The 17150-nt window shown below is 46.6% G+C and carries 17 protein-coding genes and 1 other annotated feature; of the genes, 10 read left to right on the top strand and 7 right to left on the bottom strand.

What is annotated here, in order from left to right:
* Window positions 1-303: 303 nt before the first annotated feature.
* Window positions 304-693 (top strand): DUF3293 domain-containing protein, encoded by a 390-nt coding sequence (locus tag ViNHUV68_RS11880; protein ID WP_038174216.1) that lies wholly within the window; start codon window positions 304-306, stop codon window positions 691-693.
* Window positions 694-726: 33 nt separating this feature from the next.
* On the top strand, window positions 727-1212 hold the full coding sequence (locus tag ViNHUV68_RS11875; RefSeq protein ID WP_100752069.1) for a putative 4-hydroxy-4-methyl-2-oxoglutarate aldolase: 486 nt from the start codon (window positions 727-729) through the stop codon (window positions 1210-1212).
* On the opposite strand, the gene ViNHUV68_RS11870 is transcribed toward ViNHUV68_RS11875, so the two are convergent.
* On the bottom strand, window positions 1209-1670 hold the full coding sequence (locus tag ViNHUV68_RS11870) for a hypothetical protein (RefSeq protein WP_038174214.1): 462 nt from the start codon (window positions 1668-1670) through the stop codon (window positions 1209-1211). The genes ViNHUV68_RS11875 and ViNHUV68_RS11870 overlap by 4 nt on opposite strands.
* A 282-nt stretch (window positions 1671-1952) precedes the next feature.
* Window positions 1953-2071, top strand: a sequence feature (Thr leader region).
* A 29-nt stretch (window positions 2072-2100) separates the two neighbouring features.
* On the opposite strand from ViNHUV68_RS11870, the gene thrA reads away from it, so the two are divergent.
* From thrA to thrC, 3 genes are read left to right on the top strand one after another with little or no spacing between them, the layout of a single operon-like run.
* The gene (thrA, locus tag ViNHUV68_RS11865) at window positions 2101-4560 is read left to right on the top strand and encodes a bifunctional aspartate kinase/homoserine dehydrogenase I (RefSeq protein WP_038174212.1); all 2460 of its coding nucleotides are present in this window, start codon (window positions 2101-2103) and stop codon (window positions 4558-4560) included.
* Between the two features lie 14 nt (window positions 4561-4574).
* The gene (gene thrB, locus ViNHUV68_RS11860; protein ID WP_038174292.1) at window positions 4575-5531 is read left to right on the top strand and encodes a homoserine kinase; all 957 of its coding nucleotides are present in this window, start codon (window positions 4575-4577) and stop codon (window positions 5529-5531) included.
* Window positions 5528-6811, top strand: a complete 1284-nt coding sequence (gene thrC, locus ViNHUV68_RS11855; RefSeq protein ID WP_038174211.1) for a threonine synthase — start codon at window positions 5528-5530, stop codon at window positions 6809-6811. Before thrB ends, thrC begins: the two co-directional genes overlap by 4 nt.
* Window positions 6812-6864: 53 nt before the next feature.
* On the opposite strand, the gene ViNHUV68_RS11850 is transcribed toward thrC, so the two are convergent.
* The 4 genes from ViNHUV68_RS11850 to mtnN form a co-directional block, all read right to left on the bottom strand.
* Window positions 6865-7485: a TRIC cation channel family protein gene (locus ViNHUV68_RS11850; RefSeq protein WP_038174210.1), complete on the bottom strand. Its 621-nt coding sequence runs from the start codon at window positions 7483-7485 to the stop codon at window positions 6865-6867.
* A gap of 73 nt (window positions 7486-7558) precedes the next feature.
* Window positions 7559-8380: a vitamin B12 ABC transporter substrate-binding protein BtuF gene (btuF, locus tag ViNHUV68_RS11845; protein ID WP_051686506.1), complete on the bottom strand. Its 822-nt coding sequence runs from the start codon at window positions 8378-8380 to the stop codon at window positions 7559-7561.
* The gene (locus tag ViNHUV68_RS11840) at window positions 8381-9334 is read right to left on the bottom strand and encodes a cobalamin biosynthesis family protein (protein ID WP_038174209.1); all 954 of its coding nucleotides are present in this window, start codon (window positions 9332-9334) and stop codon (window positions 8381-8383) included. It lies immediately after the preceding gene.
* 13 nt (window positions 9335-9347) lie between these two features.
* Window positions 9348-10043, bottom strand: a complete 696-nt coding sequence (mtnN, locus tag ViNHUV68_RS11835; RefSeq protein WP_391088276.1) for a 5'-methylthioadenosine/S-adenosylhomocysteine nucleosidase — start codon at window positions 10041-10043, stop codon at window positions 9348-9350.
* 278 nt (window positions 10044-10321) lie between these two features.
* Here mtnN and rpsO point away from each other — a divergent pair, with 278 nt between their 5' ends.
* From rpsO to ViNHUV68_RS11810, 5 genes are all read left to right on the top strand, one after another.
* Window positions 10322-10591 carry a 30S ribosomal protein S15 gene (gene rpsO / locus ViNHUV68_RS11830; protein ID WP_038174204.1) on the top strand — a complete coding sequence of 90 codons (270 nt, stop codon included), beginning with the start codon at window positions 10322-10324 and terminating at the stop codon, window positions 10589-10591.
* Window positions 10592-10913: 322 nt separating this feature from the next.
* Complete coding sequence (pnp, locus tag ViNHUV68_RS11825) at window positions 10914-13046, top strand: polyribonucleotide nucleotidyltransferase (protein ID WP_038174203.1); 2133 nt, start codon at window positions 10914-10916, stop codon at window positions 13044-13046.
* Between the two features lie 129 nt (window positions 13047-13175).
* The gene (gene nlpI, locus ViNHUV68_RS11820) at window positions 13176-14093 is read left to right on the top strand and encodes a lipoprotein NlpI (RefSeq protein WP_038174201.1); all 918 of its coding nucleotides are present in this window, start codon (window positions 13176-13178) and stop codon (window positions 14091-14093) included.
* A 106-nt stretch (window positions 14094-14199) separates the two neighbouring features.
* Window positions 14200-14613, top strand: a complete 414-nt coding sequence (locus ViNHUV68_RS11815) for a MarR family winged helix-turn-helix transcriptional regulator (RefSeq protein WP_038174200.1) — start codon at window positions 14200-14202, stop codon at window positions 14611-14613.
* A gap of 116 nt (window positions 14614-14729) precedes the next feature.
* On the top strand, window positions 14730-15059 hold the full coding sequence (locus ViNHUV68_RS11810; protein WP_038174198.1) for a multidrug efflux SMR transporter: 330 nt from the start codon (window positions 14730-14732) through the stop codon (window positions 15057-15059).
* A 116-nt stretch (window positions 15060-15175) separates the two neighbouring features.
* Here the strand turns inward: ViNHUV68_RS11810 and ViNHUV68_RS11805 are convergent, their stop codons facing one another.
* Both ViNHUV68_RS11805 and ViNHUV68_RS11800 read right to left on the bottom strand, forming a co-directional pair.
* Window positions 15176-16054 carry a U32 family peptidase gene (locus ViNHUV68_RS11805; protein WP_038174289.1) on the bottom strand — a complete coding sequence of 293 codons (879 nt, stop codon included), beginning with the start codon at window positions 16052-16054 and terminating at the stop codon, window positions 15176-15178.
* Window positions 16055-16088: 34 nt separating this feature from the next.
* A complete protein-coding gene (locus ViNHUV68_RS11800) occupies window positions 16089-17102 on the bottom strand; it encodes a U32 family peptidase (protein WP_391088272.1) in 1014 nt (337 codons plus the stop codon).
* Window positions 17103-17150 lie beyond the last annotated feature (48 nt).

The raw sequence follows: 17150 nt of genomic DNA, 5'->3' as shown, positions 1-17150 counted from the left end.
AAAATTTGTGCTAATAGATTAAATTCTAGGCAAAAATATAACATACAGGTAATGTGATGTTGATAATAAACCAAAGATTATAAAATTACACTCTCTTTGATTGCCCGCCATCCTTGGTGCATTTCTCTACCCTTAGAGGTCCATCTTCCTCTGTGCTCTATCAGTCTTTGAGGCGGATTTTATAATTTTAACAGCATGCTAACAACGTAGAAATGTTAATTCCAATCACTTTGTTGATTTATATCAATAGTTAGAATGTAACAAATATTAATAGTATTCAATCGATGTATAACGGGAGACATTATGGCAATAGATGCACATTTTTGGCGTGCCTATCAACAGCCCTACTTCCGCTTTGAGGCTCTGCCAGTTGCAAAACAGTTCGCTATTATCACTGCTTGGAATCCGGGCAGTGAGTGGCAAACACAAGCAGAGAATGATAGCAACAATCACCACTTAGCTGTAGATTTGGTCCATACTGGTTATAGTCGCGTACTAGTGGGAAACCAAAACTTCTCTTGGGCTGAAGAGAGTTTCGCCGCTCCAATTACGCAAGAAAAGGCGATGGAACTAGGGCGAAAGTTTGCTCAAAATGCCATTTATTTTATCGAAGAGGAGCAACTATTCTTGCTCTCATGCATCGATGACATGACGCGGCTGCCATTAGGACATTGGCGTGATCGATGCCGATAGAAGATTTATTATTTGGAAGTTCAAGGAGGAAAAATGAAAGACATAACCCCTGATATTTGTGATAAACACGCAGACAAGGTAACACTGCTCGGTCTACCACTACACAGCTTTGGTCGTAAGTTTGCCTTTTATGGTGAAATTGTCACGGTACGTTGTTACCACGATAATTCAAAAGTTCGAGAAATGTTAAGTCAAGATGGTCGCGGTAAAGTCCTAGTCGTCGATGGCCATGGTTCATGCCAAAAAGCATTGCTCGGTGATCAATTAGCGATTCTAGCCATTGATAATCACTGGGAAGGTGTGATTGTAAACGGTGCGGTGCGTGATATCGCTGCCATGTCTGAGATGGAGTTAGGCATTAAGGCGCTTGGTGCGTCCCCGTTTAAAACTGAAAAGCGCGATGTGGGCGAAACCAATGTGACGTTAACCATCCATAATCAAATGATCCAACCGGGAGATTACATCTACGCGGATTGGAATGGGGTATTGATGTCGACAGAGTTGCTTGATTGGAATTAAAAACGGAAGCCTAAGCCGACCTCAACACCTTTCTGCCATTCTTGGTAATCAAGGGTGGCATGAAAGTCGAGATTATCGGTCAGTTTCATCCGACTCGATACTTCGGCAGCAAGCGACGACTCTTTACCTGCAACAGTGTTGTCGTCGCTATAAGAGTGTAAGGTACTCTTGACCGATAGTCGTGGAGTAAACTGGTAGCTCACACCACTCAAAAACCCCGTTTCATTGATGTTATTATTACTGTTAAGGCGAGCCCCAACGTAAAGATCGACCTTGTCGAACAGGTTGTACGAATACCCGCCATCTATTTTCCAAGAATCGAAGTCATGTTGATCGCTTTCACTTAACACAAAGAGCTTGTGCGGAGAGCTACTCTGCTGAGCAGGAAGTGGCGGAAGTTTGGCGGCAAATAGCGGGCAGGCGACGAACGCTGCCAATAGGCATAGTGTTGTTCTCATTGACCACTCCTTTGCTCTGTCTGCTCTCCACTGCAAACCTAATTAAAGCATAATTCGCTTGGCTGTGAAGTAACTTTTATATAGCAATTAGTTATTACGATGTATGCTATTGATTTCATTGATCGCACTTATGACGTGGTTAAATCGGTGTTGCGCTTTAGCCATTCGTTGCTCTACCGTGAACAAAAATAGCAACTTTTCGTTGACGCCGAGATAAGAAATAGGGTAAACGTATGGTTAAGCAAACACACGACGTATAGAAAATTATTCTTATGCAGCACCAAAGCCTAGTAATGACCACAACCATTATTATTACCGACATCACAATTGTTGGGGCAGGCTGCTAAACGAAAGAAATTCAAAAAAAGGCCTGTATCCAACGAGATACAGGCCTTTTTTTATGCCGTTTTAAAACATTTTGGAGAAAGGGATGCGAGTTTTAAAGTTTGGAGGTTCATCATTAGCAGATGCTGATCGTTTTTTACGTGCAGCGGATATTATTGCTAATAATGCCCAGCAAGAAGAAGTGGCGGTGGTTTTATCTGCCCCAGGTAAAACCACTAATAAGCTAGTTTCAGTCATAGAAGGTGCGTTGAAAAACGGCCAAGCTGAGCTACAAATCGCCGAGTTAGAAGACGCATTTCGCGATCTTTTCCAAGACATCAAACAAGTCTTACCCAATATTGATGGCGGCGGTTACGATACCCAAGTTAAAACCTCTCTTTCTCAACTAAAACAGTTTGTACATGGGATTAACTTACTCGGAATGTGCCCGGATAACGTTAATGCCCGTATCATCAGTAAAGGTGAGCGTGTTTCGATTCAATTGATGAAAGCGGTACTTGAAGCCAAGGGTCAGCCAGCCAGTCTTATCGACCCTGTTGAGTATCTGTTTGCGCGTGGAGAACCATTAGAAGCGATGGTCGATGTCGATATCTCTACGCAAAATTTCCGTCAAAAGCCTTTACCGCAAGGTCACGTTAATATCATGCCTGGCTTTACTGCCGGTAATGAACAAGGTCAACTGGTTACTCTTGGCCGCAATGGTTCTGACTACTCTGCTGCTGTACTCGCTGCCTGTTTACGTGCCGATTGTTGTGAAATCTGGACTGACGTTGATGGGGTGTATAACTGTGACCCTCGTTTAGTCGCTGATGCGCGTTTACTCAAATCGCTGAGTTATCAAGAAGCGATGGAGCTCTCTTACTTTGGTGCGTCGGTTCTGCACCCTAAAACTATCGCACCGATTGCTCAATTCCATATTCCTTGCCTGATAAAAAACAGTTTTAATCCCCAAGGTGCCGGTACGCTTATTGGTCAGGATACTGGTGAAGATAATCTCGCAATCAAAGGCATTACCACGTTAAGCGATCTGACGATGGTCAACGTGTCTGGCCCGGGCATGAAAGGCATGGTCGGTATGGCGAGTCGAGTGTTTGGCGCGATGTCATCTGCAGATGTTTCGATTGTCTTGATCACTCAATCGTCTTCAGAGTACAGCATCAGTTTCTGTATTGAAGCGCAAGACAGAATAGTGGCAGAACAAGCATTGAGGGATGCCTTTGAACTTGAACTGAAGGATGGCTTGTTAGAGCCTGTTGAATTTATTAATGACGTGGCGATCGTGACACTGGTGGGTGATGGTATGCGCACCTCACGCGGTGTGGCGTCTCAGTTCTTCTCTTCTCTGGCTGAAGTTAACGTAAACATTGTTGCGATTGCACAGGGCTCTTCAGAGCGTGCAATTTCTGCTGTGATTCCAGAAGATAAAATTTCTGAAGCGATCAAAGCGTGTCACGAAAACCTATTTAATTCAAAACACTTCCTTGATGTGTTTGTCGTTGGTGTCGGTGGCGTCGGCGGTGAGCTGGTGGATCAGATTGAGCGCCAGCAAGCAAAATTGGCAGAGAAAGGCATTGTATTGCGTGTCTGTGGCCTCGCCAATAGCAAAGGGTTACTGCTTGATAGTGAAGGGTTGCCGCTTGAGCATTGGCGCGATCGCATGAAAGGTGCGTCTGAAGAGTTCAGCTTAGCGCGTCTTATTTCATTGGTGCAGCGTAATCACATCATCAACCCAGTGTTGGTTGATTGTACGTCGAGTGAAGTGATTGCCAACCAATATACCGATTTTCTTGCGGCGGGTTTCCATGTTGTGACCCCGAACAAAAAAGCCAACACATCGAGCATGGCTTACTACCATCAATTGCGTGATGTTGCGCGTAGCTCACGCCGTAAGTTGATGTACGAAACAACGGTTGGTGCAGGTTTGCCCGTGATTGAAAACCTGCAGAATCTTATCTCTGCTGGTGATGAACTGGAGCGTTTCAGCGGTATTTTATCTGGCTCGCTCTCTTATATCTTCGGTAAGTTAGATGAAGGTATGACACTGAGCCAAGCAACAAACATCGCCAAAGAGAACGGCTTTACTGAACCGGACCCACGTGATGATCTCTCGGGAATGGATGTAGCGCGTAAGCTATTGATTCTCGCCCGTGAAGCGGGGATGAACCTTGAACTGGAAGATGTCATTATCGATCAGGCATTGCCACCAGGTTTTGATGACTCAGGAAGCGTCGAAGAGTTTATGCAGCGTTTACCAGAGGCGGATGCCTACTTCCAACAGCTATCAGCGCAAGCCGCTCAAGAGGGCAAGGTGCTGCGTTATATGGGTGAGATCATTGATGGTCAATGTCGCGTGAGCATGTCGGCAGTCGATGAAAACGATCCTATGTTCAAAATCAAAGATGGTGAAAATGCCTTGGCTTTTTACAGTCGCTACTATCAGCCTATTCCGTTGGTACTGCGCGGTTACGGTGCAGGTACAGAGGTGACAGCGGCAGGGGTGTTCTCTGACGTGATGCGTACACTTGGTTGGAAATTGGGAGTATAACGATGAGTCGTGGTATGGATGTAGTAGTGTACGCACCAGCATCAATTGGTAATGTCAGTGTCGGTTTTGACGTATTAGGCGCTGCGGTTTCGCCACTAGATGGCAGTTTGCTTGGCGATCGAGTCATGATCAAAGCCAGCAGTGAGCCGTTTAGCCTCAAGACAGCCGGACGTTTTGTCTCTAAGCTGCCTGAGAATCCTAAAGAGAATATCGTTTACGACTGCTGGCGTGTTTTTGCTCGTGAATTAGACAAAAAATCTGAGTCGCTGTTGCCGCTGGAAATGACACTTGAAAAGAACATGCCGATTGGTTCGGGGCTAGGGTCAAGCGCTTGTTCGATTGTTGCGGCGCTTGATGCGTTGAACCGTTTTCATGGTCAGCCTTTGAATGACACCGAACTACTGGCGTTAATGGGAGAAATGGAAGGGCAGATCTCTGGCGGCATTCATTATGACAACGTCGCGCCGTGCTATCTCGGTGGCGTACAGTTGATGCTCGAAGAATTGGGTATTATCAGCCAAGAAGTCCCCTGTTTTGATGAGTGGTACTGGGTGATGGCGTATCCTGGCATTAAAGTGTCTACGGCAGAAGCTCGCGAGATCTTACCTTCTCAATACCGTCGCCAAGATATCATTGCCCATGGTCGTCATCTGGCTGGCTTTATTCACGCTTGCCATTCGAATCAACCCGAGTTGGCGGCGAAGATGATCAAAGACGTGATCGCAGAACCGTATCGTGAGAAACTGCTACCGGGGTTTGCTGATGCCCGCAAATACGCTTTGTCAGCCGGCGCTTTAGCAACTGGAATTTCTGGCAGTGGCCCAACGTTATTTAGCATTTGTAAAGATAAAGAGGTCGCTGAGCGTGTTGCTCGCTGGCTCGAACAGAATTACGTACAAAATGAACAAGGATTCGTCCATGTTTGTCGCCTCAACAAACACGGTTCGAACGTAACAGGAAGTGAGCTATGAAGCTGTACAACATAAAAGAAAATGACGAACAAGTTTCCTTTGGCCAAGCCGTGCGCCAAGGACTCGGCCGTAACCAAGGCCTGTTTTTCCCGCAACAATTACCAACGTTTGATGATATTGACGCGCTGCTTGCAGAAGACTTTGTTACGCGCAGTACTAAGATTTTATCGGCGTTGATTGGTGATGAATTACCACCAGAACAAGTCAACGCGATGGTTGATGCGGCGTTTCAGTTCCCGGCACCAATTAAGTCAATCAAAGAGGGGGTTTATGCGCTAGAGCTATTCCATGGCCCAACATTAGCGTTTAAAGACTTCGGTGGCCGCTTTATGGCTCAGTCGCTCGCGGCAGTGTCTGATGGTGGAAAAATCACTATATTGACCGCGACTTCGGGTGATACGGGCGCAGCGGTTGCGCATGCTTTCTACGGTATGCAAGACATCAATGTCGTGATCTTGTATCCGCAAGGTAAAATTAGTCCACTGCAAGAGAAGCTATTTTGTACGCTGGGCAACAATATTCACACTGTGGCGATTGATGGTGATTTTGATGCTTGTCAGGCGCTAGTAAAACAAGCATTTGACGATGCAGAGCTGCGTAAAGAGATCGGTTTAAACTCGGCTAACTCAATTAACATCAGTCGTCTTATGGCGCAGATTTGTTACTACTTCGAGGCGGCTGCTCAATTGAGTAAATCGCAGCGTGAAAACTTAGTCATTTCAGTACCAAGTGGTAACTTCGGTAACTTAACTGCGGGTTTATTGGCTAAAGCGCTCGGGTTACCAATCAAACGCTTTATTGCGGCCACGAACGCCAACGATACCGTGCCTCGTTATCTCGAAACGGGTCAGTGGGATCCTAAACCAACGGTGGCGACCACCTCTAATGCGATGGATGTGAGCCAGCCAAATAACTGGCCACGTATCGAAGAGCTGTGCCGTGTTAAAAAGTGGGGTTTAGAGACCTTAGGTAAAGGCGCGGTAACGGATGCGCAAAGTGCTGAGTCAGTGAAAGATCTGCATCAACAAGGTTACCTATGTGAGCCGCATGGTGCGATTGCGTATCGTGTGCTTGATGAGCAGTTGCAAGCGGGTGAAACTGGCTTGTTCTTATGTACCGCCCACCCGGCGAAATTCAAAGAAGTGGTCGATGAGATTTTAGAGTTAGATATCGAACTTCCGGCGCCATTAGCCAAGCACGCGGTTATGGATCTGCTATCGGAACCGCTAGCCAATGATTTCGACGCCTTAAAACAAGTGCTACTCCGAGTGCAGAAATAGACACTCATGAAGCAAAAAAGGTCGCCTCGGCGACCTTTTTTAATCTTGGTAAATTATCGATTAAGGGCGAAAGTGGGCAGCGATAAATGCCAGCGAATCGCACCTAAGCGAATCAAGAGTGTTGAGCACATCCCAGCTAAGAATGCACTGCCGTTATCGGCGCCCATGGCTAATGCGGTAGTGTGGAACACTCCGCCAATAATACACGCCGTGGCATAAACTTCGCTGCGTAAAATCATCGGCACTTCACGGGCGAGTACATCGCGAATGATGCCGCCGCCGCAGCCGGTGATCACACCCATAATGATGGCGACTAACGCAGACTCTTGGTAAATCATCGACTTTTCGACACCAATACCAACAAAGACCGCCAAGCCAATCGCATCACACACGGGCAAGATCCACCAAGAGAGACGCTTGGGGCGACGAACAATGATCATGGTGAGTAAGCAGGTGATGAGGATGGTCCAGAGGTAGTTGGTATCGGTGATCCAAAACACAGGCGTTGCGCCTAATGCCATATCACGGATGGTACCACCACCAATTGCCGTTACACTGCCTAGTACAACGACACCAAAGGGGTCCATTTTAAGTCGGCCTGCTAACAGCACACCTGAAATGGCGAAGATCGCCGTACCGAATAGATCGATAAAGTAAAGCAGCATGGAGTCCATGTTACTAACATCTCTTACAAAATTGAGGGAACAGAAAATGAAGTCGGATTGTACGAGATCTCAGCGTTTAACGTTAGCCTTTTTGTCTTACTGTTTCGAAGTGCTCACACACTTGTTTGATCGCGTTTAACGTTCTTGGCGTCGGTCGATTAATCCAGTCGGAATTGAGCGACCAGACAAATTGATGTTGTACTGCAGAAAGTTGTTCGCGCCATTTATCCCACATATTTGTGTCTGCAATAACATGTTGAGAAGTAAAGATAACGTCTGGGTTTTGCACGATCACTTGCTCTAACCCCACTTGTGGGTAGGGGGCCTCACTATTGGCGAAGACATTGACACCACCACAAAAGCGAAACACTTCACTTGGCCACTTGTTTTGCGCCACAGTGATAATAGGCTGCTGACTTAATTGATAAAAGTAACGCACTTTAGACTGGGTATCATAACTGGTTTTCAAGATAGCTAATTGCTGCCTGAAGTCAGCTGCGGCGCGTTGGCCTATGCTCGGATCATCGGCGTACTGACTCAATTGCTCAATGCTTGTCGCGATATCTTCGAGAGAATTTGCCTGCGAGTAGTAAATAGTAAGGCCAAATTGCTCCAGTTTTTTTAGTTCACCAATGGGGTTGCCTGTCGGCCAAGCGATGATCAGATCAGGTTGCAGAGCAATAATTCGTTCAATCTTGATGCCCTGATAGTTGGAGACTTTTTCCAGCGTTTGCGCCTCAGGCGGGTAATCACTGTGTGCACTAACGGCAACTAACTTATCGCCAAGGCCAGCTGCGAAGGCAATTTCAGTGGCGTGAGGGGCCAAACTGATCACTCGAGTAACGGGCGCCGCGTTGATAGTGGCAGTAAAAAGGATGCAAAAAACAGCAGTGACGAAACGCATTTATATACCTTGATAAATAATGGCCATGAATAAGCTTTGAATTAAAAGCCAGGTCAACATACGCCAAGCGAGAAGTTTTTGCAGTTGAGCGATATGTAAAGCAGAGGGGGCGATTCTTCCTCCCAGTTTCGCTCGCACCGCTTTTTTACCATCGTAAATAGCCGGGCCACCGAGCGACAGTTCTAATTTAGCGCCGACAGCGACAATGAGCCAAGAGGGGCCAGGTAACGGCCAAGAGCTAGCTTGTTGTTTTAGTAGGCCAAACACATACTGAGCTCGTTGCCCTGTGGCGATCATCAATGCAAACAGACGTAATGGGATAAAGTCCATCACGGCCACTGCTCTGACGGCAGGAAGACCAAACGGATTGAAGCGCTGACGAGAAGGGGACCAGGCCCGAGCCAGTTCGACCATCATTCGATAAATAAACGCGCCAATCGCGCCTGCGATAGCATACCAAAACAGCACTCCAACCACGTTGCGACCATATGACATGATCAGGGTTTCTGCGCCTGCTTTGCCCAAGCCGAGCAGCGACAGTGGTTGAGTATTGCGGTTGATAATCGGGTTGAGAAGTGTTCTGGCTTGCGGTTTATCTTCGCGTGCAAGCGCGGTGATAAATTGCGCGCAAAATTTGTCGGTATTGCGCCAATCAATCGCCAGTAACACAAACGCCAGTTCAAATAACAGTGGTTGCCAAACCAGCGGTTTAAGGGCGATAAGCACCGCTAACATCGGCACGATCATCAGTAACCAAGCAAGCGTGCCTGAAATCAGACTTTGGTTATAGTTGGCGTTGGTATTAACTTTGTCTGCAAGTTGCTCAGCGAATTTGTGCCACAGGATTGCTGGGTGTGCTTCTCGTGGGAAGGGCAAAACTAAATGGCACAACAAAGCGCCCCATAGGACTAGGAGCGCGCCGTTAGAGTAAATTTGAGCAAACAAATCTTCCATGATGTGTCTTCGCTTATTTCAGCAGTTCAACCATTTTAATGACCATTTCCGATGAGCTTTGTGCCGCAAGAGGCAAGAACTCTTCGAAGCTCATTGGCGACTCTTTATCGGCCACATCCGAGATGGCGCGAACCACAACAAAAGGAACCTTGAACTGGTGGCACGTCTGTGCAATAGCGGACGCCTCCATTTCTACGGCGATCACGCTTGGGAAGTGCTGACGAATAAACGCTTGGCGCTCGGCGGTGCAAACGAACGCATCACCAGTACAAATCAGGCCGCGTACCGCGTGTTTGCCTTCCATTTGTGCCAGCGCTTTTTTTGCTACGTCGATCAGTTTTTCATCGGCAAGAAAAGCTGCAGGTTGCTGTGCCATTTGGCCCATTTCGTAGCCAAATGCGGTTACGTCTGCATCGTGGTGACGAACTTCAGTTGAAATAACCACATCGCCCAAGTTTAGCGTCGAATCAAACCCACCGGCTGAACCTGTGTTGATCACGATGTCTGGTTGATATTCATTTAACAACACTGTCGTCCCTACGGCGGCGGCCACTTTACCGATACCGGATTGCAGGAGTACAACGTCGACACCGTTGAGCTTGCCAGAGAAGAAAGTACAGCCAGCTTTATTGACGGTTTCACCGTTCTCGATAGCCTGTTTAAGAATAGAAACTTCTTGTTCCATTGCACCGATGATGCCGATTTTCATAATCAATCCTGTTGTTTCAAATAGCTAGGTTTCAATCGCTTAAGTGTAACAGAAAAGGTCACGATGGGAACGCTGAGCAACGAGAACGCAGAGGTTCGAGACGCTATAAGGGCGCGAGTGTCTTGCTGTTTTTGTTTCGCTATCTTTTAAACCAGTCAGACCGCTCAAATTATCTATTGCTTAACCTCTTTCCATCTCATATAATCCGCGCTTCGCGTAGTGGCTGAATCAGAGATTGGCTGCTACAAATTTAAACTTACTCTTATTAGGAGAGAATAATGTCTCTGAATGCAGAAACTAAAGCAGCAATCGTTGCAGAATACGCTCAAGGCGAAGGCGACACTGGTTCACCAGAAGTTCAAGTAGCTCTACTTACAGCTTCTATCAACCACTTACAAGGTCACTTCAAAGCGCACAAAGCTGATCACCACAGCCGTCGTGGTCTTCTACGCATGGTTTCTCGCCGTCGTAAGCTTCTTGACTACTTGAAAGGCAAAAACCTTTCTCGTTACCAAGATCTAATCAAGCGTCTAGGCCTACGTCGCTAATTAGCGATTGCATAGCAGTTTGTCGAAAAAGGGGCTTTAGGCCCCTTTTTTGTTGCCCCAAACTTATTTTAGGTGCTAGAGCTTAGCCAAATCGAATTAATCCCGCTATACTACGCCCCGCATGCTGTTGATACCGTATAGAGTAACAAAGCATGAGCAACAAGCTCATCACATTACAGTCAACCACGTCGACCAAAAGGTCGCGACTATTCAAAGGAAATTGTTTTAGTTTCTTTTCACTAGTCGCGATTTGTAATGTATTGAGTATCAACCAATACACTCTGATCTCTGCCAAGCAGGGATTGAGAAACAAGGAATAACAATGTTCGAAAAACCAGTTGTTAAAACGTTCCAGTACGGTAACCACACAGTTACTCTAGAAACTGGCGTTATCGCACGTCAAGCTACAGCCGCCGTTATGGTTACTATGGACGATACAGCAGTATTCGTTTCTGTAGTTGGTAAAAAAGAAGCAGTAGAAGGTCAAGATTTCTTCCCTCTAACTGTTAACTACCAAGAGCGTACTTACGCGGCAGGTAAAATCCCAGGTGGTTTCTTCAAGCGTGAAGGCCGTCCATCTGAAGGTGAAACACTGACTGCTCGTCTTATCGACCGTCCAATTCGCCCACTGTTCCCAGATTCGTTCAAAAACGAAGTTCAGGTTATTGCCACGGTAATGTCTGTAAACCCAGACGTTCAACCTGATATGGTTACAATGATCGGTACTTCAGCAGCGCTTGCTATCTCTGGTATCCCGTTCAACGGTCCTATCGGCGCGGCACGTGTTGGTCACATTGATGGTCAACTTGTACTGAACCCAAGCAACACTGAACTAGCAACGTCTAAGCTTGACTTAGTTGTTTCTGGTACTGAAGGCGCAGTGCTTATGGTTGAATCTGAAGCAGACAACCTAACTGAAGAAGAGATGCTGTCTGCTGTGGTATTTGGTCACGAGCAACAACAAGTTGTGATTAAAGCGATCAACGAATTCGCAGCTGAAGTCGCGACTCCAGCTTGGGAATGGCAAGCACCTGTTGTCAACACTGAGCTAAAAGCTCGCGTTGCTGAACTTGCAGAAGCTCGTCTATCTGAAGCGTACCAAATCACTGAGAAAATGGCTCGTTACGAGCAAGTTGGCGCAATCAAGAACGATGTTGTTGCCGCCCTTCTTGCGCAAGACGAAGAACTAAACGAGCGCGAAATCCGCGGCATGCTTGGTTCTCTAGAGAAAAACGTTGTACGTAGCCGTATCATTGCTGGCAACCCACGTATCGACGGTCGTGAAAAAGACATGGTTCGTGCGCTAGACGTACGTACTGGCGTACTTCCACGTACTCACGGTTCTTCTCTATTCACTCGTGGTGAAACTCAAGCTATCGTGACGGCGACTCTAGGTACGCAGCGTGATGCGCAAATCATCGATGAGCTAACCGGTGAGCGTAAAGATAACTTCCTACTACACTACAACTTCCCTCCATACTGTGTGGGTGAAACTGGTTTTGTAGGTTCGCCTAAGCGTCGTGAAATCGGCCACGGTAAACTGGCTAAACGTGGTATTGCTGCGGTTATGCCTTCTGCGGAAGAATTCCCATACACGGTGCGTGTTGTATCAGAAATCACAGAATCTAACGGTTCTTCATCAATGGCTTCTGTATGTGGTACTTCGCTAGCGCTTATGGATGCGGGTGTACCAATCAAGTCATCTGTTGCGGGTATCGCAATGGGTCTTGTTAAAGAAGGCGATGACTTTGTTGTTCTTTCTGACATCCTTGGTGACGAAGACCACCTAGGTGACATGGACTTTAAAGTAGCGGGTACAAACGACGGTATCACTGCACTTCAGATGGATATCAAGATCGAAGGTATCACTAAAGAGATCATGCAAATTGCGCTTAACCAAGCTCAAGGCGCACGTAAGCACATCCTATCAGTAATGGATCAAGCTATCTCTGGTGCTCGTGACGATATCTCTGAATTTGCTCCACGTATTCATACGATGAAGATCAGTTCTGAGAAGATCAAAGACGTTATCGGTAAAGGTGGTGCAGTTATCCGAGCTCTAACTGAAGAGACGGGTACAACTATCGAAATCGAAGATGACGGTACGATCAAGATTGCTGCAACCGAAGGTGCTGCGGCGCAAGAAGCGATCCGTCGTATTGAAGAGATCACGGCAGAAGTTGAAGTTGGCCGTATCTACTCTGGTAAAGTTGCCCGTCTTGCTGACTTTGGTGCATTCGTGACTATCCTGCCAGGCAAAGATGGCCTAGTACACATCTCTCAAATCGCTGACAAGCGTGTAGAGAAAGTGTCTGACTACCTAGCTGAAGGTCAAGAAGTTCAAGTGAAAGTACTTGAGATTGACCGTCAGGGTCGCGTTCGTCTAAGCATGAAAGAAGCGGTAGAGAGCACAGAAGCACCAGCGGCAGAAGAAAAGCCAGCTGCAGACGCTTAATCAATGCACATTTAGGTCAGTCAGGCGATTAGCCTAACCTGCCAAAAGCATGTTATAAAGGGAGCATTACGCTCCCTTTTTTTATGCGGATGACACTGAGTGTAAACTCAGTAACAGGAGTATTTATCTGTGAAATGGTTTCAAACCGCAACACTTAGCTTAGCCATGCTCATTACGGCAGGCTGTGCTTCAACGTCAAATAATAGTGCGCAGTGGATGTATCCACCGATGGCGGTTCCTCTTCAAGCAAGTGTGCAACAAGAAGTTCAAATCGCGCGCCTGTCACAATTATTGCAACGTCCTGATCTTTCCGAGCCAGTTCGGGCAAAAATGCTCTATGAGCGCGGCAACAATTATGACAATGTTGGTTTACGTGACTTAGCTCGACTGGACTATAACCAGTCGCTGGCGCTAAATCCGGCACAACCCGACTTGTTTAACCTGCTTGGTGTCTACTTTACCCAAGTCGGTGAATTTGATGCGGCGTATGATGCGTTTGACTCTACCTTGGAGTTAGATCCTGAAAACTCTTACGCTGAGCGAAATCGAGCCATTGCTCTTTATTATGGTGATCGTATTGATCTGGCGCTTGAAGGTATTCAAACCCATTATGATCAAGATCCAAGTGATCCCTTCCGTGCCTTATGGCGCTATATCATTCAATCGGAGAAGCAACCCGATATCGCTCGTCAAGAGTTGTTGCAAGACTACCAACAGCGCGATGAGCAGTGGGGATGGGTTTTGGTGGCGATCAGTTTAGGTGAAGTGAGCGAAGAGCAAGCCTTTAAGGCCATATTCAGTGGTACGCGTGATAACACTTTACTTGCCCAACGATTAACCGAAACTTATTTCTATCTTGGTAAGCGCTATCAAACGCAAGGGGATTTTGCCAACGCGATTTCTCTCTATAAGCTGGCAATCTCATTCAATGTCTATGAGTATGTTGAGCACCGCTACGCCTTCCTCGAACTAAGTCGTATCTATAATCAGGTCAAAGCTGAACATATGGCTAAAGCGAAACAGCAAACCGAGTTCAGCGAACAATAGCTTTATATCGGCAATCAAAAAAAACCGCTAGCACAGCGGTTTTTTTGATTGCGGCTACGATAAATTGCGCTAGAATAGTTAGTCTTGCTAACTAAATGGTTTGATAATGAGTCTAGAAAGGAACTTGATTGAGCTTGAGCGTTTTTGTGCTAAAGCGTGGCGGGTTTATGCCCAAGAAGATCCATTGGCACGTTTGAGCTTTAATGAGTATGACTACCTGCGCGTGATAGAGGGTTACCCTCAAGGGATGCGTATTACCGATCTGGCGTTGGAAATGAGGGTGACCAAACCTTCTGCTTCGACTATGGTCGCACGGTTAGAAAAGAAAGGCTTAGTAAAGCGAATTGATTGTGCAGAAGATGCACGTGCCAAGCGAGTAATGCTCACCGAACAAGTGATAAAAGATCTTTCGAAAGAGCAGGGGGTGTACAAGGCTATTTCTGAGCAGCTAAAGCGTAAACTGGATCAACAAGAAGTTCAGCAACTGAAAGCGTTGCTAGATAAAGCGCTCGCAACCTAAATCATCCGATGATTTTTTTTGTTTATTTAATTAGCCTTGCTAACTACTAACGCGGGTATGTCGGTCACCAGAGCTTAAAAAGCAGTCAATAGTAATGAGATAGTTGAGGAAGAGATATGACTTATTTGTACCTAGTAATAGCCATTATTGCTGAAGTCATTGCCACTAGTGCTTTAAAAGCGTCGGAAGGCTTTACCAAGCTGGCTCCGAGCGTTTTGGTTGTCATTGGGTATGGGGTTGCATTCTATTTTTTATCCTTGGTTTTGAAAGTGATCCCAGTAGGAATCGCTTATGCTGTATGGTCGGGACTCGGCGTTGTTTTGGTTGCGAGTATTGGTGTAATCATGTTTGCTCAAAAATTAGATTTCGCCGCTATCGCTGGTATGGTGCTGATTGTGACAGGCGTTATCGTCATGAATGTTTTCTCGAATAGTGTGAGTCATTAGCGCCACACGGATAAGATGAGATCATCGGAGCGATGGTCAACCTTTCCACAAAGATTGGACACGACTGACAAAAAGGGATGAGGCGGTGTACCTCATCCACTTCATGATCACTAACTTTAGATGTTTTTCATTTCTAAACCAGCAAGTTGATGCCAATAGCCGTTGCACTGACGACTGGCGATCTTTTGTGGCGCTAAGCCTTGTTCATTGGCACGGAACTGATCAACTTGAGCCAGAGTTTCGATGCCTAATGGACTTAAGCGTACCACATCAACCAGTTGATCCATACTCGCTAAGTCATTGACTAGGTTATAGCAGTAACCCGATTGAGTTTGAATGCCGTTGAGATTAAACACCTCTTGCCCTTCTTGACTGCTAACGGAAATCCCAGTTGGATACTTAATACAGCAGGTTTCGCAGTCATCTTTGGCTTTGTTTTCGGCCCGAGCAGTAAAGCAGCGCGCCGAATACGCCAGCGGCAAATAGCCATGGCTAAACACTTCAACTTCAAACTGGTTTTTGATGCCGATGTCATCACATTGGATCAATACGTTACTGAGCCATTCGCGCGACAGTTCAACGGGCATACACCAACGAGTCATGCCCTGTTTGAGAAACAGCTTGAGGGTATGGGCATTGTAAGCATTTACTGCCGGGCCGACCACGAAAGGCACTTTTCGTTCGCTGGCCAACTGAATCGCAGCGACATCGTTCGCTTCAATCGCAAAATCACCATTATCAATGTACTTCTTCATCACATTGACTTCACTTGGCGCTTCAAGCAGTGCCATGGTAGAAAGTACCACTTGTTTGCCAGTGGCACTGAGTTGTTTGGCCATCTCAAACCAATCAGCGGGCTTGATTGCACGGCGTTTCGAGCAGACACTTTCGCCAAGGTAGATAATGTCAGCGCTACTCGACTGCGCTTGATGGTAGAAAGCCTCAACTTGTTGTTTTGGCCAAAAGTAGAGCAGTGGCCCCAATGCATATTTCATACGATTTTCCATACTATTCTCCACAACTGAAGCTCTACTGCCATTTACGATGATAAGCGCCGAGAGTTGTTTGAGTTCCCTCAGAGACATTAGCGAGTGCGGCATCCCATTTCGCTTCAACTTGATAAGCTTCAGGGTTGGCTTGGTAACGATCTATCGCTTCACGCCAAGTGCGTGTGACCTGCTCAACATAGGCAGGGCTGCGTTGGCGGCCTTCGATTTTTACCGACGCAACGTTAGCGGCAAATAGCTCAGGTAACATAGAGAGCGTGTTAAGACTCGTTGGCTCTTCAAGGGCATGATAAGCGTGATTTGGCCCACTAATATCGCTCGTAAAGCGGCCTTTACACAGCGTTGGGTAGCCAGCGTTCTCACCATCACGGTAACGATCAATAAGAATATTGTTCAAACGCGACTCTAAACCTTGTTCGGTTTCTTGCCAGCGAACATATTTGGCCGGAGAGCAAGCGCCGACGGTGTTGGGTGATTCACCCGTCATGTAAGAAGAAAGGTAGCAGCGCCCCTCCGACATAATACATAAACTGCCGAAGGCAAAGACTTCAAGTTCGACATCACCGGTGATATTACGTGACAGTTGTTTGACTTGATGGATAGACAACACACGTGGCAAGACAACGCGTTTAACGTTGAAGTTTTGTTGATAGAAATCGATAGCGGCAACATTGGTTGCAGAAGCTTGCACAGAGAGATGCAGTTCCAACTGTGGGTATTTACGCGCCGCATAATCGAGCATCGCAATATCTGCGACAATTAACGCATCGACACCACTGCTGGCTGCGCGATCAACCGCATCTGTCCAACGTTCAAAGCCATGCGGATGGGCAAAGGTATTGAGTGCCACGTGAATTTTTTTTTGGTGGTCATGAACATACTGCACTGCTTTCTCAAGCTTTTTACCGGTAAAGTTTAAGCCGGCAAAGTGACGCGCATTGGTATCGTCTTTGAAGCCGATATATACCGCATCTGCGCCACAATCAATAGCAGTTTTCAACGCAGGTAAATTGCCTGCTGGGCATAGGAGTTCCATTGCTGTTACCAATACAGTCTCTTATAAAGTGCAGAGCATTTTATGAAG

The sequence above is a fragment of the Vibrio sp. NH-UV-68 genome (assembly GCF_042940635.1).
In the GTDB taxonomy this organism is placed as follows: Bacteria; Pseudomonadota; Gammaproteobacteria; order Enterobacterales; family Vibrionaceae; genus Vibrio; species Vibrio pacinii.
Note: the sequence above shows the minus strand (reverse complement) of the source record. Positions and strands in the feature narration are given on the sequence as shown.